This window comes from Actinacidiphila acidipaludis (assembly GCF_019890725.1).
Taxonomy (GTDB): domain Bacteria; phylum Actinomycetota; class Actinomycetes; order Streptomycetales; family Streptomycetaceae; genus Actinacidiphila; species Actinacidiphila acidipaludis.
This window is the reverse complement of sequence record NZ_JAINZZ010000066.1, coordinates 19,897-41,728: the sequence shown is the minus strand read 5'-3', so window position 1 is coordinate 41,728 and position 21,832 is coordinate 19,897. Positions and strand designations below refer to the sequence as shown.

Sequence of the window (21,832 nt, the reverse complement as noted above, 5' to 3'; positions counted from 1 at the left end):
TCGGTCTTGCCGTCGAAGTACGGCGCCACCTCCGGCCACACCCCCTGGACCTCGCGCAGGAAGATGTCCGCGCCGACCGGCCCGAGACCGGGCATCACTTCGCGCAGCAGCCGCTTGTACTCCGCGAGAGCCTCGCCCTTGGCCCTCCGCTTGGCCTGGTCGCGCAGCTTGCGCAGATCGCCGTCCCAGCGGTCCAGCAGCAGTTCGGCGCCCTCGCCGAGCTGCGTGGCCGTCCGTTCGTCGTACCGCCGGTAGTGGCCGGCCCCGAGGGCGTCCACCCGCTGCTGCCAGGTCGCTTCGGCCATGCGCCGCGGATCGCGCATGCCCGCCTCGAACAGCGCGCGGGCCGCGTCGGTCGCGACCTGGGCCTTGATACGGGCGCTGAGCAGGCTGGAGAGGACCAGGAGCTGATACAGCGGCTGCGGGGTGTTGCGCAGGCGGATGCCGGCGTCCTCGGCGTAGGTGCGGCCGTGTGCGGCCAGCAGCTCGTGCGCGGTCTTCCGGTCGGTCTTGGTGGCCATGGTCGAGCGACCCCCTTCGCGGGCGTCCCGTCTCGTCGGCGCGCGGTCCGGTGAGAACCGTCCCTCCAGTGGGGCGCGTGCCCGAGCGGAATGGGGTCAAACGCCCGGTTCCATCCCTCTTCCGGCGATCAGGATCTCGTCGGTGCCCTGCTCCGGGACCCGCAGGGCAAGCAGGGCGACATCGTCCTCGTTGGCCGGCGGGCGCACCCGGTTCAGCAACTGGTCGCAGAAGAGGTCCAGGGGCCGGTGGACGAGGGCGGCGGCGTGGCGGCGCAGGCGCTCCATCCCGTCGTCGAGGGACTGGGCGGGGGACTCGACGAGGCCGTCGGTGTAGAGGACCAGGGTCGAGCGGGGCGGCAGCGGGACGGTGTCCTCCGCCCGGTCCGGCGAGGTGCCGGTACCCAGGAGGATCCCGTGGCCCTCCTCGAGGAACTCGGCGCGCCCCTCGTAGTCGACGAGCAGCGGCGGCGGGTGCCCGGCGTTGCTCCAGCGCAGCTCCCAGCCCGTGGCCGGCTCCCGTCGGAGGGTGCCGAAGATCGCGGTGGCCATGGACACCTCGGCGACGTGCATCACCGTGTCGTCCAGCAGCCGGACGATCGCCGCGGGTCCGCCGTGGTGCGTCCAGGCGTGCGCCCGCAGCATGTTGCGGAGCTGCGCCATCCCCGCGGCCGCGTTGAGGTCGTGGCCGACGACGTCGCCGATGACCACCGCGAAGCTGCCGTCGTCGAGCTCGAACATGTCGTACCAGTCGCCGCCGACCTGCGAGGCGTCCGGCGCCGGCAGGTAGCGGACGGTCGTCTCCAGGCCCGGCAGGATCGGGAGCCGGGGCAGCAGGTGCCGCTGCAGGGTCTCCGCGACACGACGCTGCTGCTGGAACAGCCGGGCGTTCTCCAGTGCGACGCCGGTACGGCGGGCGATGTCCTCCAGCAGCGGCAGGTCGTCGTCGGTGAACGGGTGCGGCCACTCCGAGCGCCCGAGGGTGAGGGCGCCCAGCACCTCCCGGGGGCCGCGGATCGGGGCGATGACCGCGGAGTGCATGCCGGTGGCCTCGAACATGCGCCGCTGCTCGATGGCGATCCCGGAGTCCGGCCGCCCCTCGTACGTCGCCGGGGTCGCGACCGTCGAGGCCCTGCCGCGCAGCGCCCGCGACAGCGGCAGCGGCGAGTCCGCCGGTACCGGGGGCAGCGGCCCGCACAGGTCCTCCCGCGTCACCAGGCTGCCGTCCTCCATGTGGACGACGTAGGCCCGCCGCGCCTCCTCGTTCTCGGCGAGCAGGTCGACGACCACCCAGTCGGCGATCCTGGGGGCCACGATGTGCGCCAGCCGGCGCAGCGCCTCGTCCGAGTCGAGCGTCGACGTCAGCCGGGTGGTCGTCTCGGCCAGCAGGGCGAGGCGTTCGGTGTCCGACATCGCGGTGGACGCCGTCCCCGTCTCGGCGGACGGGGTCTCGGCCGCCGCCCGCGGGTGGAAGACCACCAGGGCGCCCGTGGTGCCCTCGCCTGCCCGGAACGGGGTCAGCAGCCAGGAGACCGGCAGCAGGGTGCCGTCGCCGCGTTCGAACCAGGCGGAGCCCTCCGGCGAGGTGCGGCCGGTCGGGCGGGCGAGGGCCATCGGACAGGAGGGCCGGGGGACGGATCCGCCGGAGCCGTCGCGGTGCAGGGCGTCGTGGGCGTTGCGTCCCAGCAGCTCGTCCGCGGGCCGGGCCAGCAGGCTCTCCGCCGTCGGGTTCAGCGCCACGACCGTCCCCCGGTCGTCGACCGCGTAGACCCCGGCGTCCACCAGTTGGAGGACTCCGTCGAGCAGCCCCGTGTAGTGGTCCGGCACCGACTCGCGGTCCTCGACCGGATCAGCCATGGGCCGCAACCTTTCCGTACCGCACCGCTCCTGTGTACACGCCACTCGATCTTGCCACGATCCGGACGCCGCGCGCCCACGGGTCACGGCCGCCCGGTGGCCCCGATCGGGCGACGGCTCCGATTCCCCCCGGTCATCCCGGGCAGACGAGCCGGAGGAAGGCGGTGAGCCGCCGGCGCCGCGAGCGCCGTGGAGCGAGGATGACAGCAGGGACGACGCAGTGACGGAGCAGCACGGACCCCGGGAGACCGCGCGGCAGTACCGCCCGCACGCCCTGCGCGACTACGCGCTGATCGCGGACGGTGAGCGCGCCGCGGTGGTCGGGCCGCACGGCGAGTACGTGTGGATGTGCGCCCCGCGCTGGGACTCGGGGGCGGTCTTCGCGCAGCTCGTCGGCGGCTCGGGGATGTACGCCGTGTCGCCGGCCGGCCGCTATGTGTGGGGCGGCTACTACGAGCCCGGCTCCCTCATCTGGCGCAGCCGCTGGGTGACCGAGGACGGCGTCGTGGAGTGCCGGGAGGCCCTCGCGTTCCCCGGCGACCCGCACCGCGCGGTGGTGCTGCGGCGGATCACCGCCCACGACGCCGCGGCCCGGCTGCGCATCGTCCTGGAACCCCGGGCCGAGTACGGCGCCGCGGGCCTCGACGGCGTCCACCGCGACGACTCCGGCACCTGGCAGCTCGCCAGCGGCGACCTGCGGATGCGCTGGTCGGGCGCGAGCGCGGCCCGGCACGACCGCGGCACGCTGGAGTTCGAGCTGACCCTCAAGCCGGGGGACACCCACGACCTGGTCCTGGAGATCGCCGACCGCCCGCTCGACGGACCGCCGGTGGACCCGGCCCGGGCGTGGCGCGACACCGAGGACGCCTGGCACCGCGAGGTGCCCCGGCTGCCCGGCACCCTCGCCGAGGGCGACGCGCGCATGTCGTACGCCGTCATGCGCGGGCTGACGTCCACCTCAGGCGGCATGGTCGCGGCGGCCACCACCAGCCTCCCTGAACGGGCGGAGGAGGGACGCAACTACGACTACCGGTACGTGTGGATCAGGGACCAGTGCTACGCCGGGCAGGCCGTCGCAGCGGCCGGCGGGCACGGCCTCCTCGACGACGCCGTGCGCTTCGTCTCCGCGCGCCTCCTCGCCGACGGCCCCAAGCTGTCGCCGGCCTACACCGTCGACGGCGGGCCGGTACCCGAACAGCGCCGTCTGGACCTGGCCGGCTACCCGGGCGGCTTCGACCTGGTGGGCAACCAGGTCCGCAGCCAGTTCCAGCTCGACGCGTTCGGCGAGAGCCTGCTGCTGCTCTCGGCCGCCGCCCGGCACGGCCGCCTCGACGACGACGGGCTGCGCGCCATGGACGCCGCCGCCCGGGCCATCGCCCAGCGCCGGCACGAACCCGACGCCGGCATCTGGGAGCTGCACGACACCCACTGGACGCACAGCACCCTGATCTGCGCCGCGGGCCTGCGTTCCGCCGCGGCCGCGCTGTCCGGCTCGCCGGCCGCGGACCGCCGGAGCGCCGGCTGGACCGCCCTCGCCGACGCCCTGGTCACCGACGCCGAACGCCGCGGCCTGCACCCGTCGGGCCGCTGGCAGCGGGCGAACGACGACGCGTCGCTCGACGCGGCCCTGCTGCTGCCGGCGCTGCGCGGCGCGCTGCCGGCCGACGACCCGCGGACGGTCCGCACCCTGCGCGCCTTCCTCGACGAGCTGACCGAGGACCACTTCGCCTACCGCTTCCGCCACGACGACCGCCCGCTCGCCGAGGCCGAGGGCGCCTTCGTGCTCTGCGGCTTCGTCGTCGCCCTCGCCGAGCACCAGCAGGGCCGCACCGCGTCCGCGTACCGGTGGTTCGAACGCAACCGCGCCGCCTGCGGACCCGCCGGTCTGTACTCCGAGGAGTACGACGTGGTGCAGCGGGAGATGCGCGGCAATCTCCCGCAGGCCTTCGTGCACGCACTGATGCTGGAGTCCTCGGCCCGCCTGGCCACCTCTTGGGGCGCGCCGCACTGATCCGACAGAGCGACAGAAAGGTGTTCCGAGCATGTCTGAGACGGTCGTCATCACCGGGGCCAGCGGCGGCATCGGGCGGGCCACCGCCCGCGAGTTCGCCCGCCACGGCGCGCGGATCGGTCTGCTGGCCCGTGGCCGGACCGGACTGGAGGCGGCCGCGAAAGAGGTGCGGGAACTCGGCGGCCAGGCGCTCGCCGTCCCCACCGACGTCGCCGACCACACCGCCGTCGCCGAGGCGGCCGGGGCCGTCGAGAAGGAGTTCGGGCCCATCGACGTGTGGGTGAACGTCGCCTTCAGCTCGGTGTTCGCGCCCTTCACCGAGATCACCCCCGAGGAGTTCAAGCGGGTGACCGAGGTGAGCTACCTGGGGTACGCCAACGGCACCCGCGAGGCGCTGTCGCGGATGCTGCCGCGCGACCGCGGCACGATCGTGCAGGTCGGCTCGGCGCTCGGCGACCGCTCGATCCCGCTGCAGTCCGCGTACTGCGGGGCCAAGCACGCCGTGAACGGGTTCACCTCCTCGGTGCGCACCGAGCTGATGCACCGCAAGAGCAACGTGCGGATCACCGTCGTGCAGATGCCCGCGGTCAACACCCCGCAGTTCTCCTGGGTGATCTCGCGGCTGCCGCGGCACCCGCAGCCGGTCCCGCCCATCTACCAGCCGGAGGTCGCGGCCCGGGCCGTGGTGCACGCGGCCGCGCACCCGCAGCGCAAGCAGTACTACGTCGGCGCCTCGACCGTCGCCACCATCCTCGGCAACAAGGTCGCGGCGGGACTGCTCGACCGGTACCTCGCGCGGACCGGCTACGACTCCCAGCAGACCGACGAGCGCGTGCGGCCCGGGCGTCCGGGCAACCTGTGGGAACCGCTCGACGACGAGGACGGCATGGCACGCGACTTCGGCGCGCACGGGGAGTTCGACGAGAAGGCGTCCGCCCGCTCGCCCCAGACGTGGGCCGCCCGGCATCCGGGCTCCCTGCTCGCCGCAGCCGCGGCCGCGGGAGTCGCCGGCGCCGCGGTGGCCACCCGCCGCCACTGGAGCTGATGGGCGCCGGGGAAGCGGCGGAGGCGTGACGGCGCGGCCCGGAGAAGGGCGCCGGCTCGGTGACGTGGGCTGGTCGCGGACACGCGGTCACGCCGAGCGCGGTCAGAAGGAGAGTGCGGCCGCGTTGGTGAGTTCGGCGCCCATGTTCCGCTCCATCATGCGCAGTGCGGCGTCCGCCAGATCGGCGTGGATGTGCGCTACGGCGTCCCGGACCACCGTCACCTCGAAGTGCCGGATGTGGGCGTCGAGCGCGGAGTACAGGACGCACTGCTCGGTGACCTGACCGCAGAGCACCACGTGCTCCACGCCCTCCTGGCGCAGCAGGTACTCCAGCGGCGTCTCGTAGAAGATCGAGTGCCGCGCCTTCACCACGAAGAGCGACTCCTTGTCCGGCAGGATGGGCTCGACGAGGTCGGCGTGCGGCCCGGCGAGCGCCGCGTCGACCAGCTCGTCGTGGTTGGAGCGCCAGCGGCCGAAGCTGTCGTTGACGTAGACCACGCCCACACCTGCCCGCCGTGCGCGCTCGACGACCGAGCGCACGGCGGGGAGCACCTCGCGGACGGACCGGACGAGCAGCGACGCGTCCTCGTGGTCGTAGGTGTTGATCATGTCGATCACCACCACCATGGTCCGCCGCTCGCCGGTCATGACTCAGCCCGCCTCCCGGAGGGCCGGCAGGACCTCCGTGCGGTAGAAGTCGAAGAACTGCCGCTGGTCGGGCCCGATCTGGTTGACGTAGACCTCGTCGAAGTCCGCCTCGACGTAGGCGCGGATGGCCTTGACGTGCTCCTCCGGATCGTCACCGAAGGTGCCGGCCTCCGCGGTCATCTCCCGGGTGACCAGCGAGCTCGCCTGCTCGAAGTGCTCGGGCGTCGGCAGCAGCTGGGCGAGCTCTCCGGGCAGCTGCTCGTTCGGCCACAGCCGGTGCACGGTGTCGATCGCGCGGTCACGGTCGGTGTCCCAGCAGACCTTCAGGCCGCCGATCACCGGCTTGTCCCCGCCGCCGGCGCGCCGGAACTGCGCCACCAGGTCGGCGTCCGGCTGCATGGTCACCAGGCCGTCGCCGATCCGCCCGGCCAAGGCCGCGGCCTGCGGGCCGAACGCGGAGACGTACAGCGGCGGGGGCTCGTCGGGCAGCGTGTAAAGGCGGGCGTTCTGCACCGTGTAGTGGGTGCCGTGGTGGGTCACCTGCTCGCCGGTGAAGAGCTTGCGCATCACCTGAACGGCCTCATCCAGCATGGCCATCCGCTCGGGGGCCTCCGGCCACGCGTCACCGAGGACGTGCTCGTTGAGGGCCTCCCCGGTGCCGATGCCGAAGCGGAAGCCGCCGTCGACCATCACCGCCGACGTGGCGGCCGCCTGTGCGCTGATCACGGGATGCAGGCGCAGCGTCGGGCAGGTCACCAGCGTGGTCACGGGCAGCGACGTGACCTGCGACAGCGCGCCGATCATGGACCAGACGAACGGGCTCTGCCCCTGCTCGGCGTTCCAGGGGTGGAAGTGGTCCGAGATCGCCAGCGCCGTGAAGCCGGCCTGTTCGGCCATTCGGGCCTGTTCGAGCAGTTCGGAGGGGGTGAACTCCTCACACGAGAGAAAATATCCGTAGTCCGCCATGGTGTCTCCTTCAGGGCCGGCCGGAAGCGTGAACTGCGGCTTCCCGATCGTGGCGCGCGCATGCGCCGATGCCGCGCTCGTCTCGCGCGCCGTCCTGGGGAGCGGGACGATCAGCGGGTGGCCGCCACGACGGGCGTAAGCGCTGAATATCCCGCCGCTGACCGGGCACGCGATCATCCAGAACCGGAGAAGGCGTCCACCGGTCCACGGCCGTCCTGCGGGCCGGCCGGCTGAAGCCCGGGCATCGGCACCCGGGCGAGACCCCGGGCATCGGCACCCGGGCGAGACGCGAGCGCACCCGGAAGGCCCAGCAGCGCACCCGGAAGGCCAGTAATGAGCATTGTTGAACGGTCCACCTCCTTCGCCGACTTGGACGAAGCCGCCCTGGAGGCCGCCCTCAGGGACGAGGTGGAGGGCGAGGTGAGATTCGACGCCGGGAGTCGCGGGGCCTACGCCACCGACGGTTCCAACTACCGCCAGGTCCCCATCGGCGTCGTCGTGCCGTACAACATCGACGCCGGGGCGACGGCCGTCGCCGTGTGCGCCCGGTTCGGAGCGCCCGTTCTGTCCCGCGGCGGCGGCACGAGCCTGGGCGGCCAGTGCACCAACACCGCGGTCGTCATCGACTGGACGAAGTACTGCGACAACCTGGTGTCCGTCGATCCCGAGGCGCGTACCTGCATCGTCGAGCCGGGCATCGTCCTGGACGAGCTGAACCGGCAACTCGCCGCGTGCGGACTGAAGTTCGGGCCCAAGCCGTCCACGCACAGCCACTGCACCCTCGGCGGCATGATCGGCAACAACTCCTGCGGCGCGTCCGCCCAGGCCTACGGCAAGACCGTGGACAACGTCCGCCGGATGGAGATCCTCACCTACGACGGGGTGCGATGCTGGGTCGGCCCGACCTCCACCGAGGAGTACGACGCGATCACCGCGCTCGGCGACCGGCGGGCCGAACTGTACGCCGGCATGCGGAACATCACCGACCAGTACCTCGGCGAGATCCGCCGCGGATACCCGCAGATCCCCCGCAGGGTGTCCGGGTACAACCTCGACGACCTGCTGCCGGAGAAGGGCTTCAACGTCGCCCGCGGCCTGGTCGGCAGCGAGGGCACGCTCGTCACCGTCCTGCGCGCCGAACTGGAGCTGGTGCCCGTCCCCGCCGCCGACGCCATGCTCATCCTCGGCTACCCCGACATCTGCGCCGCGGCCGACGACGTCTCCCGCATCCTCGAACACAGCGACCCGGCCCAACTGGAGGCCCTCGACGACCGTATGGCCCAGCTCATGCGGGAGGAGGGCAGCCACCTGGAGTCGCTGCGGACCTTCCCCGAGGGCGGCAGCTGGCTGCTGATGCAGTTCACCGGGGACGACCAGGACGAGGCCGACCGGCAGGCGCACGACCTGCTGCGCGCGCTGAAGAAGTCCACCGACGACCCGAACGTGGCCCTGTCCGACGACTCCGAACGCGAGCAGCGGATGCTCAGGGCGCGCGAGGCGGGCCTCGGCGTCACCGCCCGCCCCCCGGACGGCCGGGAGACCTGGGAGGGCTGGGAGGACTCGGCGGTGCCGCCCGAGCGGCTCGGCGACTATCTGCGCGACCTCAAGAAGCTGTTCGACCGCTTCGACTACGACCACCCGTCGCTGTACGGCCACTTCGGACAGGGCTGCGTGCACACGCGCATCCCGTTCGGCCTGCGCACCGCCGAAGGGGTCGCGCACTTCCACGAGTTCCTGCAGCAGGCGGCCGACCTCGTCGTGTCGTACGGCGGTTCGCTGTCCGGCGAGCACGGCGACGGGCAGGCGCGCGGCGAGCTGCTGCCGAAGATGTTCGGCGACCCGCTCGTCACCGCGTTCGGCAAGCTGAAGGCACTCTTCGACCCGGACGACCGGATGAACCCCGGCAAGGTGGTCGCGCCCCACCGCGCCGACGAGAACCTGCGGTTGGGCCCCGAGTGGCGCCCACGCGACGACTCCGACGCCCGCTTCGGCTACCCCGAGGACGACCACTCCTTCAACCAGGCCGTCATGCGGTGTGTCGGCATCGGCAACTGCCGTACCCACCAGGGCGGCGTGATGTGCCCCTCGTACCGGGCGACCGGCGAGGAGGAGCATTCCACCCGCGGCCGGGCGCGACTGCTGTTCGAGATGATCGGCGGCCACAAGGACTCGCCGGTGTCCGACGGCTGGCGCTCGAAAGAGGTCAAGGACGCGCTGGACCTCTGCCTGGCCTGCAAGGGCTGCAAGTCCGACTGCCCGGTGGGCGTCGACATGGCCACCTACAAGGCCGAGTTCCTCTCCCACCACTACGAGGGCCGGCTGCGTCCGCTCGCGCACTATGCCCTGGGCTGGCTGCCGTTGTGGGCACGCGCCGCCCAGATCGCCCCGCGCGCGGTCAACACGCTGCTGCACGCCCCGGGCATCGCCGCGCTCGGCAAGCGGCTCGCCGGAGTCGCCGACCGCGACGCCCCGTTGTTCGCCCCGCAGTCGTTCACGCAGTGGTGGCAGGACCGGAACATGCCGGAGCCCGATCCGTCCGACCCGCGCACCGTCGTGATCTGGCCGGACACCTTCAGCACCTACTTCCACCCGTCCGTCGCCAGGTCGGCGGTGCGGGTGCTGGAAGACGCCGGCTTCCACGTCGCCGTGCCCCAGCAGTCCGTGTGCTGCGGCCTCACCTGGATCTCCACCGGTCAACTGGGCGCCGCCGAGCGCATCCTCAAACGCACCGTGCAGGTGCTGCGGCCGTGGATCGAGGCCGGCACGCCGATCGTCGGCCTCGAACCGTCGTGCACGGCCGTCTTCCGCGCCGACGCACCGGAGCTGATGCCCGACGACCAGGACATCCAGCGCCTCTCCGGGCAGTTCCTGACGTTCTCCGAACTGCTGCTGAACCACGCGCCGGACGGCTGGTCGCCGCCCTCCCTGACCCGGGCCGCCACCGTGCAGACGCACTGCCACCAGCACGCCGTCACCAAGTTCGACGCCGACCGCGAACTGATGCGCCGCGCCGGCATCGACGCCGACGTGCTCGACGAGGGCTGCTGCGGCCTGGCCGGCAACTTCGGGTTCGAACGCGGCCACGGAGAACTCTCCATGGCCATCGGGGAGCTGGGCGTGCTCCCGGCGGTCCGCGAGGCCGCGCCGAGCGCGATGGTGATCGCCGACGGCTTCAGCTGCCGCACCCAGATCGAGCAGGGCGGCACCGGCCGCCGCGCCCTGCATCTCGCCGAAGTCCTCGCGATCGGCCTCGACGGGCCCGCACCCGCCGACCACCCCGAGAAGGCGGCCGACCGCCCGCCGGAACCGTCCGCCCTGCGCACCCGCCTCACCACGGCCGGCGTGGCCCTGGCGGCGGCGGGCTCGACCGCGGGCGGCGCCTACCTGGCCCTGCGCAAGCTCCGGCGCTGACGAGGTGCCGGCCGTCGTGAACCCACAGCGCCACCTCCCGCCATCAGCCGAACCGACCGCGTGACCGCCCCGGACGCGGCGCAGAGAAAGGAACTTCCGTGTCGATCAAGGTTTCCGACTATATCTTGCAGCGCCTGCGCGAATGGGGCGTCGAGCAGGTCTTCGCCTACGCGGGCGACGGCATCAACGGCCTGCTCGCCGCATGGGGCCGGGCCGAGGACAAGCCCCGCTTCATCCAGGCACGGCACGAGGAGATGGCGGCCTTCGAAGCCGTCGGCTACGCCAAGTTCTCCGGCAAGGTCGGCGTCTGCGCGGCGACCTCCGGACCGGGCGCCATCCACCTGCTCAACGGCCTGTACGACGCCAAGCTCGACCACGTGCCGGTGGTCGCCATCGTCGGACAGACCAACCGCAGCGCCATGGGCGGCAGTTACCAGCAGGAAGTGGACCTGGCGAGCCTCTACAAGGACGTCGCCTCCGAGTTCTGCGAGACCGTGACCGTCCCCGAGCAGCTGCCGAACGTGCTCGACCGGGCGATCCGCACCGCGTACGCGCGGCACACCGTCACCGCGATCATCATCCCCGCCGACGTCCAGGAGCTGGACTACAGCCCGCCGACGCACGCGTTCAAGATGGTCCCCTCCAGCCTGGGCATGGCCGACTACGCGCCGGAGCCGGCGGACGCCGACCTGCACCGCGCGGCCGAGGTGCTGAACGCGGGGGAGAAGGTCGCGATCCTGGTCGGCCAGGGTGCGCGTGGCGCGCGCGCCGAGGTCGAGCAGGCCGCCGACACCCTCGGCGCCGGTGTGGCCAAGGCCCTGCTGGGCAAGGACGTCCTGCCGGACGACCTGCCCTATGTGACCGGTTCCATCGGACTGCTCGGCACCCGCGCCTCGTACGAGATGATGCGCGACTGCGACACCCTGCTGGTGATCGGTTCCAGCTTCCCGTACACCCAGTTCCTGCCGGAGTTCGGGCAGGCCCGCGCGGTGCAGATCGACGCCGACCCGTTCATGATCGGCATGCGCTACCCGTTCGAGGTCAACCTGGTCGGCGACGCCGCCGCCACCCTCAAGCGCCTGCTGCCGAAGCTGAAGGCCAAGAAGCACGGCGGGTGGCGCAAGGAGATCGAGAAGAACACCGCGCGCTGGTGGGAGGTCATGCAGCGCCGGGCGTCCGTGGACGCCGACCCGATCAACCCCGAGTACGTGGTGCACGCGCTCGACGAACTGCTGCCCCAGGACATCATCCTGGCCGCCGACTCCGGGTCCGCCGCCAACTGGTACGCCCGGCACCTGCGGTTCCGGGGCGCCATGCGCGGCTCGCTGTCGGGCACGCTCGCGACGATGGGTCCGGGCGTCCCGTACGTCATCGGGGCGAAGTTCGCCCACCCCGACCGGCCCGCTCTGGCCATCGTGGGCGACGGCGCCATGCAGATGAACGGCATGGGCGAGCTGGTCACCGCGGCCAAGTACTGGCGGGACTGGAAGGACCCGCGGATGATCGTCGCGGTGCTCAACAACCAGGACCTCAACCAGGTCACCTGGGAGATGCGGGCCATGGAGGGCGCCCCGCAGTTCCTGCCCTCGCAGGGCATCCCCGACGTGCCCTACGCCGACTTCGCCCGCTCCATCGGCCTGGGCGGCGTGCGGGTCGAGGAGCCCGGCGCGGTCCAGAGCGCCTGGAAGCAGGCGCTCTCCGCCGACCGGCCGTTCGTCATCGACTTCCGCACCGACCCGGCCGTGCCGCCCATCCCGCCGCACGCCACCTGGGACCAGATCGAGGCGGCCGCCTCGGCCGTGCTCCAGGGCGACCCGGACACGGCGGGCATGGTCCGGCAGGGCGTGAAGGCGAAGATCCAGGAGATGCTGCCGGGGCACCGCCACCGCGACGACCGGCCCGGCGCCGGGGACGAGGCGTGACCGGCGATCACGCACCGGCGGACGCGGGCCCGCCCGTCACATCCGTCACGACGGCCATCTACACCGTGCCCACGGACTCCCCGGAGGCCGACGGCACGCTGTCCTGGGACGCCACCACGCTGGTGACCGTGCGGGCCGAGGCCGGTGGGACCACCGGCCTCGGCTGGACCTACGGCTCACCGGCCGCGGCCCGGGTCGTCGAGGCGCACCTGGCGTCCGTCGTCACCGGCCGCTCCGCCTGGGACGTGCCGGCCGCCAACGAGGCGATGACCCGGACCGTGCGCAACGCCGCACGGCCGGGCATCGCCGGGCACGCCGTCTCGGCCGTCGACATCGCCCTGTGGGACCTCAAGGCGCGCCTGCTGGACATGCCACTGGTGCACCTGCTGGGCGCGGCCCGCGACGAGGTCCCGGTCTACGGCAGCGGCGGCTTCACCACCTACGACGAGCGGCAGCAGGACCGCCAACTGCGCTTCTGGGCCGAGGAGTCGGGTATCCCGCGGGTGAAGATCAAGATCGGCGAGTCCTGGGGGCAGGCGGAGGAGCGGGACCGGCGCCGGATCACCGCGGCCCGCCGCTCCATCGGAGACAGTGCGGCTCTCTTCGTCGACGCCAACGGCGGCTACAGCGCCAAGCAGGCGATCCGGCTCGGTCGCCACCTGGACGCGGAGAACGTGACGTGGCTGGAGGAGCCGGTGTCGTCCGACGACCTGGCCGGCCTCGCCCGCGTACGGGACGGCATCCACGCGGACGTGACCGCCGGCGAGTACGGCTACACCCTGTCGTACTTCGAGCAGATGCTGGCCGCGGAGGCCGTGGACTGCCTCCAGGCGGACGTCACCCGCTGCGGCGGCGTCACGGTGTGGCTGCGCGCGGCGGCTCTGGCCGAGGCGCGCGGCCTGCAGATCTCCGGCCACTGCGCCCCCCACCTGCACGCCCACGCGGCGGCCGCGGTGCCGAACCTGCGCCACCTGGAGTGGTTCCACGACCACGTCCACATCGAGAACCTGCTGTTCGACGGCACGCTGGACCCGGCCGGCGGCGTGATCCGCCCCGGCGCCGGAGGTGCGCCGGGCCACGGCCTGGAACTGCGCGCCGACGTGGCGGCGAAGTACCGCGAGAGCTGAACGCGGGAGCAGCCGTCCGGCCACCTCGGGCGAGACGGCGGCAGGTGGCACGCTGCAGCGCGGCCAGGGGTCGCCCCTGACGCGGGTACCCTCACGGCCGCCCAGGGCGCCCCGTCAGGGTTTCCCCCGTCCCCACCAGGGCAGCCGCCTGGCATGGATCACTCCGAGGCGCCGGTACTCGAGGCTCTCGCTGCCTACTGGGCAGACCGGCAGTTGCCGTTCACACCGCCAGGACACAAGCAGGGGCTGGGGGCCGACCCCCGCGTCAGAGAGGTGCTGGGGGACGCGGTGTTCCACGCCGACGTCCTCGCCACGGCCGGCCTGGACGACCGCACGTCGTCCAACCACGTGCTGGAACGCGCCCAGGAACTGATGGCGGACGCGGTCGGCGCCGAGCACACGTTCTTCTCCACCTGCGGCAGTTCGCTGTCCGTCAAGGCCGCCATGCTCTCGGCGGCCGGGCCGCACGAGAAGCTGCTCGTAGGGCGCGACGCGCACAAGGCAGTGGTCTCCGGACTGATCCTCGCCGGGATCCGGCCGGTCTGGGTCGACCCGCAGTGGGACCCCGAGCGTCATCTGGCCCATCCGCCGGCGCCGGAGACCTACCGCAAGGCGTTCGCCCAGCACCCCGACGCCCGCGGCGCCCTCGTGACCAGCCCGACCCCCTACGGCACCTGCGCGGACCTCCGGGCCATCACCGAGGTCTGTCACGAGCACGGCGTCCCCGTCATCGTCGACGAGGCATGGGGCGCCCATCTGCCCTTCCATCCCGACCTGCCCGCCTGGGCGATGAACGCCGGCGCCGACGTCTGCGTGACGTCGGTGCACAAGATGGGCTCGGGGCTGGAACAGGGCTCGGTCTTCCACCTGCAGGGCGATCTGATCACCCCCGAGACGCTGGCGTCACGGGCCGATCTGCTCGGCACCACCAGCCCCTCAGTGCTGCTCTACGCCGCCCTCGACGGCTGGCGGCGGCAGATGGCCGAGCACGGCCACGAGCTGTACGCCCGGGCGCTGAAGCTGGCGGGGGAGGTCCGCGGCCGTATCGAGGCCATCGACGGCCTGCACGTCCACGGCCGCGAGGACTTCTGCGGCCCGGACCGCGCCTACGACATGGACCCCCTCCAGGTCTTCATCGACCTCACCGCGCTGCACGTCGCCGGGTACGACGCGGCCGACTGGCTGAGCGAACACCACCGGATCAACCTGCACGTCGCCGACCACCGCAGGATCAGCGCGCAGCTCACCCACGCCGACACCGACGAGTCCACCGGGCGCCTGATCGCCGCGCTGGAGGACCTGACCCGGCACGCGGGCCGGCTGCGGCCCGCGCCCGGGGTCGACGTGCCCGGCCCGGACGGTCTGCGGCTCGACCAGGTGTGCCTGCCCCGCGACGCCTTCTTCGGCCCGGTGGAGGTCGTGCCCTGGGACCAGGCCGAGGGCCGGGTGGCCGCCGAGGTCCTCACCCCGTACCCGCCCGGCATCCCGGCGGCGCTGCCCGGCGAGCGCCTCAACGCGGCCGTGCTGCGGTACCTCCGGAGCGGCGTGGAGGCCGGCATGGTCGTGCCCGACGCCGCGGACCCCGAGGTGAAGACCCTCCGGGTGATGGCGGAGACGCCCGGCGAGTGAGGCCGCCAGGGCGCGGACGCGGCCGCTTGCCGAGACCACGGAAGGGCCCGCCCACCGGATCCGGTGCGCGGGCCCTTCGTGTTGTTCAGGTGCGTCCGACGGTTGCCCCGGGCTGCAGACCCACGGCCGCCGCCCGTCAGGGCGCGGTGATGATCGCGTTCTCCGTCTCGCGCAGGAAATCGTCGAGATCCTTCGGCGACCGGGACGTCACGAGGGTCCAGCCCCCGGTGTTGTCGCTGACCACCGACTGGTCGAGCCACTCCCCACCGGCGTTGACGATGTCGGTGTGCACCGACGGATACGAGGTGAGGGTCTTGCCGCGGACGGCGCCGGCCTCGACCAGCGTCCAGGGCCCGTGGCAGATCGCCGCGACCGGGCGCTCCGACTCCGCGAACGTCCGGACGAGCTCGACCGCCTTCTCGTTCTGCCGCAGGTTGTCGGCGTTGATCGTGCCGCCGGGGATGAGCAGCAGGTCGTACGTCGAGGCGTCGGCCTGATCCAGAGTTGTCGTGGGGTGCACCTTCTTGCCGGGGTCCTTGTCGCCCACCAGCGTCTGCACCGGCTCGTCGGAGACGGCAGCCACATCGACGGTGGCGCCGTTGTCCCGGAGGTGGTCGACGGGGACGACGAGTTCGTCCTGCTCCACCCCGTAGTTGCTGACGATGGCGAGGACGCTGCGGCCCTTCAGGTCGTTCGCTCCCATGGTGATGCCTCTCGGGCAGAAGTCCTTCCGCCGGGACGCGCTCGTCACGGACGGGTCGCGCCCGGCGTCTCGTTCTCACCCCACGGCTGCCCGGCCCCCGAACAGGGAAACCCGGCCGTCCGCGACCCCGATGGTGGCGCACCGGTGGCCGGGGGACACGTAGCGCGATGGGGTGGGAGTCAGGCACGGATCGGCGGGTAGTCGCGCTCAAGGGGGCCGTCCTGAAGAGAGGGAGAACCGTCATGCCTGCAGGATCCAGCCCCAAGCGGGAACGCCAGTACGAGCACGTCAAGGACAGTGCGAAGGACCGCGGAGCCTCCGAGGGCCGCGCCAAGGAGATCGCGGCGCGGACCGTCAACAAGGAGCGCGCGCGCTCCGGTGAGTCGCGCACCTCCAGCCGCACGTCCACCAAGGACCCCAAGTCCGCCTCGCAGCGGGGCGGCGAGCGCTCGCACAGCGGCGCCCAGGGGCCCACGAAGGACCAGCTGTACGAGGAGGCCAAGAAGAAGAACATCGAAGGCCGCTCCAGCATGAGCAAGCAGGAACTCCGCAAGGCCCTCGGCCGCTGAACACCGCCGGCTCCGGCGGGCGGGGCGCTCCCGGAAGGGCCGACCAGGAGGTCATCAGGTGAATGTGGCAGACGCTCTCGGTCGCTGGCCGGCGTGGCGGCAGGTGACCGGCAGGGACAAACTCGGCCGGGGCGAGGCGGTGATGTCGCCGTACACCAGATCCCTGGCGCCGCGCACCGCGACCGCCGACCGCGTCGTGAAGTCCATCTGCCCGTACTGCGCGGTCGGTTGCGGCCAGAACGTCTACGTGAAGGACGAGAAGGTCGTCCAGGTCGAGGGTGACCCCGACTCGCCGGTCAGCCGGGGCCGGCTGTGCCCGAAGGGCTCGGCCACCCTCCAGCTCACCACCGGTGACGCCCGCCGCCACCAGGTTCTGTACCGCAGGCCGCACGCGCGCGAGTGGGAGCCGCTGGACCTGGAGACGGCGATGGACATGGTCGCCGACCGGGTGGTGCGCACCCGCCGTGAGGGCTGGCAGGACGAGTACGAGGGCAAGCGGGTCAACCGCACGATGGGCATCGCCAGCCTCGGCGGGGCGACGCTCGACAACGAGGAGAACTACCTCATCAAGAAGCTGCTGACCGGCCTCGGCGTGGTGCAGGTGGAGAACCAGGCGCGGGTGTGCCACAGCGCCACCGTCGCCGGGCTCGGCACGTCGTTCGGCCGCGGCGGCGCCACGACGTTCATGCAGGACCTGCAGAACTCCGACTGCATCGTCATCCAGGGCTCCAACTACGCCGAGGCCCATCCGGTCGGCTTCCAGTGGGTCACCGAGGCCAAGGCGCGCGGCGCGACGGTCATCCACGTCGACCCGCGGTTCACCCGTACCAGCGCGCTGGCCGACCTCCACGTACCGCTGCGGGCCGGCAGCGACATCGCCTTCCTCGGCGCGATCATCAACCACGTGCTGACCGAGGGGAAGGAGTTCCGCGACTACGTCCTCCACTACACCAACGCATCCTTTTTGCTGCGCGAGGAGTTCCGCGACACCGAGGACCTGGACGGCGTCTTCTCCGGTCTCCATGAGGACGAGCGGCACTACGACCCCTCCACCTGGGAGTACGCGGGTACCGAGGTGAACGCCGCGTCCGGGGAGCGGGAGAGCACGGGGACCCCGTACGAGCCCTCCGTCTCGCAGGCCGGCGGGTCGGAGTCCCACGGCTCCGGCGGCGCCAGCGTGGCACCCGATCCCGAGCGCGACCTCACACTGCAGCACCCGCGCTGCGTCTACCAGGTGCTCAAGCGGCACTTCGCCCGTTACACCCCCGAGGTGGTCGAGCGCACCTGCGGCGTGCGGCCGGAGCTGTTCCGCAAGGTGTGCGACGCGCTGACCGAGAACTCCGGTCCCGACCGGACCTCGGCGATCTGCTACGCGGTGGGCTGGACGCAGCACACCGTCGGCGCGCAGTACATCAGGACCGCGTCCATCCTCCAGCTGCTGCTGGGCAACATCGGCCGGCCCGGCGGCGGCATCCAGGCGCTGCGCGGCCACGCCAGCATCCAGGGGTCCAGCGACATCCCCACCCTGTTCAACCTGCTGCCCGGGTATCTGCCGATGCCGCACGCGCACCGGGACGAGAACCTGGACGGTTTCGTCGAGACCATCAAGACCGAGAAGGGCTTCTGGGCCGAGGCGCGCTCCTACCTGGTCAGCCTGCTCAAGGCGTACTACGGCGACGCGGCGACCGCGGAGAACGACTTCTGCTTCGACCACCTGCCGATGCTGACCGGTTCGCACAGCACGTACGAGACCGTGCTCGCCCAGCTCGCAGGCCACTGCAAGGGCTACTTCCTGATGGGGGAGAACCCGGCGGTCGGCTCGGCCAACACCCGCCTCCAGCGGCTCGGCATGGCCAACCTCGAATGGCTGGTGGTCCGCGACTTCTCGCTCATCGAGTCCGCGACCTGGTGGCAGGACGGACCCGAGATCGAGACGGGAGAGCTGCGCACCGAGGACATCGGAACCGAGGTGTTCTTCTTCCCGGCCGCGTCGCACACCGAGAAGTCCGGCTCGTTCACCAACACCAACCGCTGGCTGCAGTGGCACCACACCGCCGTCGAACCCCAGGGCGACGCCCGCAGCGACCTGTGGTTCATGTACCACCTCGGGCGGCGGATCCGGGAGCGCCTGGCCGGGTCGGACGATCCGCGCGACCGCCAGTTCCTCGACCTCGCCTGGGACTACCCGGTCGAGGGGCCGCTTCGGGAGCCGTCGGCGGAGGCCGTACTCGCGGAGATCAACGGTTTCGGTCCCGACGGCCGGCATCTGTCGGCGTACACCGAATTGAAGGACGACGGGTCGACCTCCTGCGGCTGCTGGATCTACTGCGGGGTCTACGCCGACGGCGTCAACCAGGCCGCCCGGCGCAAGCCGCACACCGAACAGAACTGGGTCGCCGCCGAATGGGCGTGGGCGTGGCCGGCCAACCGCCGCATCATGTACAACCGCGCCTCCGCCGATCCCGAGGGCAAGCCCTGGAGCGAGCGCAAGGCCTATGTGTGGTGGGACCCCGAAACCGGCACGTGGACCGGGCACGACGTCCCCGACTTCGTGCCCGACCTGGCACCCGGAACGGTGCCGCCGGACGACGCCACCGGCCCGGCGGCGCTGTGCGGAGACGACCCGTTCATCATGCAGGCCGACGGCAAGGGCTGGTTGTTCGCCCCCGCGGGCCTGGTCGACGGGCCGCTGCCCACGCACTACGAACCGCAGGACTCTCCGGTGCGCAATCCGCTCTACGCCGACCACCAGCGCAACCCGGTGCGGCAGATCTTCTCCCGTGAGGGCAACCGCTACCACCCGCAGGGCGGTGAACCCGGCGCGGACGTCTTCCCGTTCGTGGTCACCACCTACCGGCTCACCGAGCACTTCACCGCCGGCGGCATGACCCGCTGGTCCCCCTATCTGGCGGAACTGCAGCCCGAGTTGTTCTGCGAGGTCTCGCCGGAGCTCGCCGAGCTGCGCGGCCTGGAACACGCCGGGTGGGCGACGCTGGTCACCGCACGCGGCGCTATCGAGGCCCGCGTGCTGGTGACCGAGCGCCTGGCGCCGCTGCACCTGGACGGCCACACCGTCCACCAGATCGGCCTGCCGTACCACTTCGGGCCCAACGGCCTGGTCACCGGCGACGCCGCCAACGAACTGGCGGCGATCGCCCTCGACCCCAACGTGCACATCCAGGAGGTGAAGGCGCTGAGTGCCGACATCAGGCCGGGCCGCCGCCCCCGCGGAGCCGCCCTGCCGGGCTTCCTGGCCGACTACCGGCGCAGGGCCGGTATCACCGAGCAGACCGGGATGGAGGTGTGAGCGTGGACCGGTCCGCGGACCTGCTGTACGGCCCGGAGCCCGACCCGGCCGGGGACGCCGGCCATCCCGATCCGCCGCCGCGCGTGGGGTTCTTCACCGACACCACGGTGTGCATCGGCTGCAAGGCCTGCGAAGTGGCGTGCAAGGAGTGGAACGCCATCCCCGAGGACGGTCTGTCGCTGACCGGGATGTCCTACGACAACACCGGCGGCCTGGGCGCTTCCACCTGGCGGCACGTCGCCTTCATCGAGCAGAGCCGGCCGGTCGCCGCGCCCGCGGCCGGAGGGCCGTCCCCCGACGGGCACGAAGGACACGGCCATTCCCCCCACGGGCACGCCGGTCAGGAGCCGGCCGGGTCCGCGGGCACAGCCGTCGAGGCCGCGCCCGTCGCGGGCGGGCCGCCGGCTCCCGACGGCCGCACCGAACTGCGCTGGCTGATGTCGTCCGACGTGTGCAAGCACTGCACGCATGCGGCCTGCCTGGACGTCTGCCCGACCGGCGCCCTGTTCCGCACGGAGTTCGGCACGGTCGTGGTGCAGGAGGACGTCTGTAACGGATGCGGCTACTGCGTGCCCGCCTGCCCGTACGGCGTCATCGAGCAACGGCCGGACGACGGCCGGGCGTTCAAGTGCACCATGTGCTACGACCGGCTCGGCGACGGCATGGAGCCGGCCTGCGCCAAGGCGTGCCCGACCGACTCGATCCAGTTCGGCCCGCTGGACGAACTGCGGGAGCGGGCGGCGCTGCGCGTCGAGCAGCTCCACGACCTGGGCGTGCCCGAGGCCCGGCTGTACGGCCACGACCCGGACGACGGCGTCGGCGGTGACGGCGCCTTCTTCCTGCTCATGGACGAACCCGAGGTCTACGGCCTGCCACCGGACCCGGTGGTCACCACCCGCGACCTGCCCGACATGTGGCGGCACGCGGCCCGCGCGGCCGTCGGCCTGCTGGGCGCCGCCGCCCTGGCGTTCGCCGCGACCGCGACCGGGAAGGGACCGCGATGAGCTCCTCCGACGTCACGCGCCACGGCATCACGGGCGAGCGGCCCGGGCGCGAAGCGCCGCCGATGCGGAGGGGCCGCCGACGGCGCGGCTCCGGGGGAGAGCGGCTCATGGTCGACCGGGCCGAGTTCTCCTCGTACTACGGCCGGCCGGTGATCAAGGCGCCATCGTGGTCCGCGCAGGACATCGCCGGCTACTTCTTCCTCGGCGGGCTGGCCGGCGCCGGTTCGGTCCTCGCCGCCGGCGCCCAGCTGACCGGCCGCCCCGGCATGGCCCGGGTCCTCAAGACGACCTCGGCGCTCGCCATCGCCGGTTCCGGGGCCCTGCTGGTGCACGACCTCGGGCGCCCGTCGCGGTTCGCCAACATGCTGCGGGTGTTCAAGCCGACGTCACCCATGAGCGTCGGCTCGTGGCTGCTCACCGGCTACGCGCCACTCGCCGGTCTGGCGGCCGTTCTCAACCGTGCGGGCCGGCTGCCGCGCGTCGGCGCCGCGGCCACGGCCGGGGCAGCCGTGGTGGGACCCGCCATCGCGACCTACACCGCCGTGCTGGCCGCCGACACCGCCGTACCGGCCTGGCACGACGCCTACCGTGAACTGCCCGCCGTCTTCGCGGCGTCGGCGCTCACCGCGGCGTCCGGTGCGGCTCTGCTGGGCTCGCCCTACTCCGAGACCGGGCCGGCGCGCGCCGCCGCCCTGCTGGCCACGACGACCGAACTCGCCCTGGTGCGCGGCATGCGCAAGCGGCTCGGGCCGGTCGCCGAGCCCTACGAACAGGGACGCGGCGGCCGCTGCATGCACGCCGCCGAGGTGCTGACGGGTGTCGGAGCCGCGGCCGCCGCCTGCTCGCCCTTCCTGCCGCCACCGGCGCGGCGGCCCACGGCGGCGGCGGCCGGCCTGGCGCTGCTCGCGGCCTCCGCCTGCACCCGGTTCGGCGTCTTCCACGCCGGAGTCGCCTCGGCCGAGGACCCCGTCTACACCGTGGGGCCGCAGCGCGAGCGGCTGGAGGAACGCCGGCGCGCCGCCGAGGCCGCGGCCAAGAACGGCGGCACGTCCCCGGGCGCCGATCCGTCCGTACCGCCGTCCGGGGGCGATACCGCCGGCTGACGATTGCGCCCG

The 21,832-nt window shown here is 72.6% G+C and carries 15 protein-coding genes; 10 read left to right on the top strand and 5 right to left on the bottom strand.

Annotated elements, in window-relative coordinates:
- Together K7862_RS32145 and K7862_RS32140 are read right to left on the bottom strand one after the other, a co-directional pair.
- Window positions 1-521, bottom strand: a 521-nt coding sequence (locus K7862_RS32145; RefSeq protein WP_222968463.1) for an endonuclease, incomplete at its 3' end; no start/stop codon positions are given.
- 96 nt (window positions 522-617) lie between these two features.
- Window positions 618-2,375 carry a SpoIIE family protein phosphatase gene (locus tag K7862_RS32140; protein ID WP_222968462.1) on the bottom strand — a complete coding sequence of 586 codons (1,758 nt, stop codon included), beginning with the start codon at window positions 2,373-2,375 and terminating at the stop codon, window positions 618-620.
- 220 nt (window positions 2,376-2,595) lie between these two features.
- Between K7862_RS32140 and K7862_RS32135 the strand changes: the two genes are divergently transcribed.
- Window positions 2,596-4,386: a glycoside hydrolase family 15 protein gene (locus K7862_RS32135; RefSeq protein WP_308012307.1), complete on the top strand. Its 1,791-nt coding sequence runs from the start codon at window positions 2,596-2,598 to the stop codon at window positions 4,384-4,386.
- Between the two features lie 31 nt (window positions 4,387-4,417).
- Window positions 4,418-5,431 carry an SDR family oxidoreductase gene (locus K7862_RS32130; protein WP_222968460.1) on the top strand — a complete coding sequence of 338 codons (1,014 nt, stop codon included), beginning with the start codon at window positions 4,418-4,420 and terminating at the stop codon, window positions 5,429-5,431.
- Window positions 5,432-5,533: 102 nt separating this feature from the next.
- Here the strand turns inward: K7862_RS32130 and K7862_RS32125 are convergent, their stop codons facing one another.
- Window positions 5,534-6,079, bottom strand: coding sequence for a cysteine hydrolase family protein (locus K7862_RS32125; RefSeq protein ID WP_222968458.1), 546 nt, complete (start codon window positions 6,077-6,079; stop codon window positions 5,534-5,536).
- Window positions 6,080-6,082: 3 nt separating this feature from the next.
- On the bottom strand, window positions 6,083-7,045 hold the full coding sequence (locus K7862_RS32120; RefSeq protein ID WP_222968455.1) for an LLM class F420-dependent oxidoreductase: 963 nt from the start codon (window positions 7,043-7,045) through the stop codon (window positions 6,083-6,085).
- A gap of 333 nt (window positions 7,046-7,378) precedes the next feature.
- On the opposite strand from K7862_RS32120, the gene K7862_RS32115 reads away from it, so the two are divergent.
- From K7862_RS32115 to K7862_RS32100, 4 genes are all read left to right on the top strand, one after another.
- Window positions 7,379-10,456 carry an FAD-binding and (Fe-S)-binding domain-containing protein gene (locus K7862_RS32115; RefSeq protein WP_222968453.1) on the top strand — a complete coding sequence of 1,026 codons (3,078 nt, stop codon included), beginning with the start codon at window positions 7,379-7,381 and terminating at the stop codon, window positions 10,454-10,456.
- 98 nt (window positions 10,457-10,554) lie between these two features.
- A complete protein-coding gene (locus K7862_RS32110) occupies window positions 10,555-12,378 on the top strand; it encodes a thiamine pyrophosphate-requiring protein (RefSeq protein WP_222968452.1) in 1,824 nt (607 codons plus the stop codon).
- Entirely contained in the window at window positions 12,375-13,505 is a 1,131-nt protein-coding gene (locus tag K7862_RS32105) for an enolase C-terminal domain-like protein (protein WP_222968451.1), read from the top strand. Before K7862_RS32110 ends, K7862_RS32105 begins: the two co-directional genes overlap by 4 nt.
- Window positions 13,506-13,658: 153 nt before the next feature.
- Entirely contained in the window at window positions 13,659-15,134 is a 1,476-nt protein-coding gene (locus K7862_RS32100) for an aminotransferase class I/II-fold pyridoxal phosphate-dependent enzyme (RefSeq protein ID WP_222968449.1), read from the top strand.
- 136 nt (window positions 15,135-15,270) lie between these two features.
- Here K7862_RS32100 and K7862_RS32095 read toward each other — a convergent pair whose 3' ends face one another.
- On the bottom strand, window positions 15,271-15,837 hold the full coding sequence (locus tag K7862_RS32095; protein WP_222968447.1) for a type 1 glutamine amidotransferase domain-containing protein: 567 nt from the start codon (window positions 15,835-15,837) through the stop codon (window positions 15,271-15,273).
- Between the two features lie 242 nt (window positions 15,838-16,079).
- Between K7862_RS32095 and K7862_RS32090 the strand changes: the two genes are divergently transcribed.
- The 4 genes from K7862_RS32090 to nrfD are packed head-to-tail and all read left to right on the top strand — an operon-like array spanning window position 16,080 to window position 21,820.
- Window positions 16,080-16,406 carry a plasmid stabilization protein gene (locus K7862_RS32090; RefSeq protein WP_222968446.1) on the top strand — a complete coding sequence of 109 codons (327 nt, stop codon included), beginning with the start codon at window positions 16,080-16,082 and terminating at the stop codon, window positions 16,404-16,406.
- 58 nt (window positions 16,407-16,464) lie between these two features.
- Window positions 16,465-19,713: a formate dehydrogenase gene (gene fdh / locus K7862_RS32085; protein ID WP_308012306.1), complete on the top strand. Its 3,249-nt coding sequence runs from the start codon at window positions 16,465-16,467 to the stop codon at window positions 19,711-19,713.
- Window positions 19,714-19,715: 2 nt separating this feature from the next.
- The gene (locus K7862_RS32080) at window positions 19,716-20,717 is read left to right on the top strand and encodes a 4Fe-4S dicluster domain-containing protein (RefSeq protein ID WP_308012305.1); all 1,002 of its coding nucleotides are present in this window, start codon (window positions 19,716-19,718) and stop codon (window positions 20,715-20,717) included.
- A complete protein-coding gene (gene nrfD / locus K7862_RS32075; RefSeq protein WP_222968445.1) occupies window positions 20,714-21,820 on the top strand; it encodes an NrfD/PsrC family molybdoenzyme membrane anchor subunit in 1,107 nt (368 codons plus the stop codon). Before K7862_RS32080 ends, nrfD begins: the two co-directional genes overlap by 4 nt.
- The last annotated feature ends 12 nt before the right edge of the window (window positions 21,821-21,832 follow it).

Bases quoted from the DNA above. Each gene is read 5' to 3' on its own strand.
- K7862_RS32115 (WP_222968453.1), top strand. From the start codon at position 7,379: ATGAGCATTGTTGAACGGTCCACCTCCTTCGCCGACTTGGACGAAGCC.
- K7862_RS32125 (WP_222968458.1), bottom strand. From the start codon at position 6,079: ATGACCGGCGAGCGGCGGACCATGGTGGTGGTGATCGACATGATCAAC.
- K7862_RS32100 (WP_222968449.1), top strand. From the start codon at position 13,659: ATGGATCACTCCGAGGCGCCGGTACTCGAGGCTCTCGCTGCCTACTGG.
- K7862_RS32090 (WP_222968446.1), top strand. From the start codon at position 16,080: ATGCCTGCAGGATCCAGCCCCAAGCGGGAACGCCAGTACGAGCACGTC.
- K7862_RS32130 (WP_222968460.1), top strand. From the start codon at position 4,418: ATGTCTGAGACGGTCGTCATCACCGGGGCCAGCGGCGGCATCGGGCGG.
- nrfD (WP_222968445.1), top strand. From the start codon at position 20,714: ATGAGCTCCTCCGACGTCACGCGCCACGGCATCACGGGCGAGCGGCCC.
- K7862_RS32140 (WP_222968462.1), bottom strand. From the start codon at position 2,375: ATGGCTGATCCGGTCGAGGACCGCGAGTCGGTGCCGGACCACTACACG.
- K7862_RS32095 (WP_222968447.1), bottom strand. From the start codon at position 15,837: ATGGGAGCGAACGACCTGAAGGGCCGCAGCGTCCTCGCCATCGTCAGC.
- K7862_RS32120 (WP_222968455.1), bottom strand. From the start codon at position 7,045: ATGGCGGACTACGGATATTTTCTCTCGTGTGAGGAGTTCACCCCCTCC.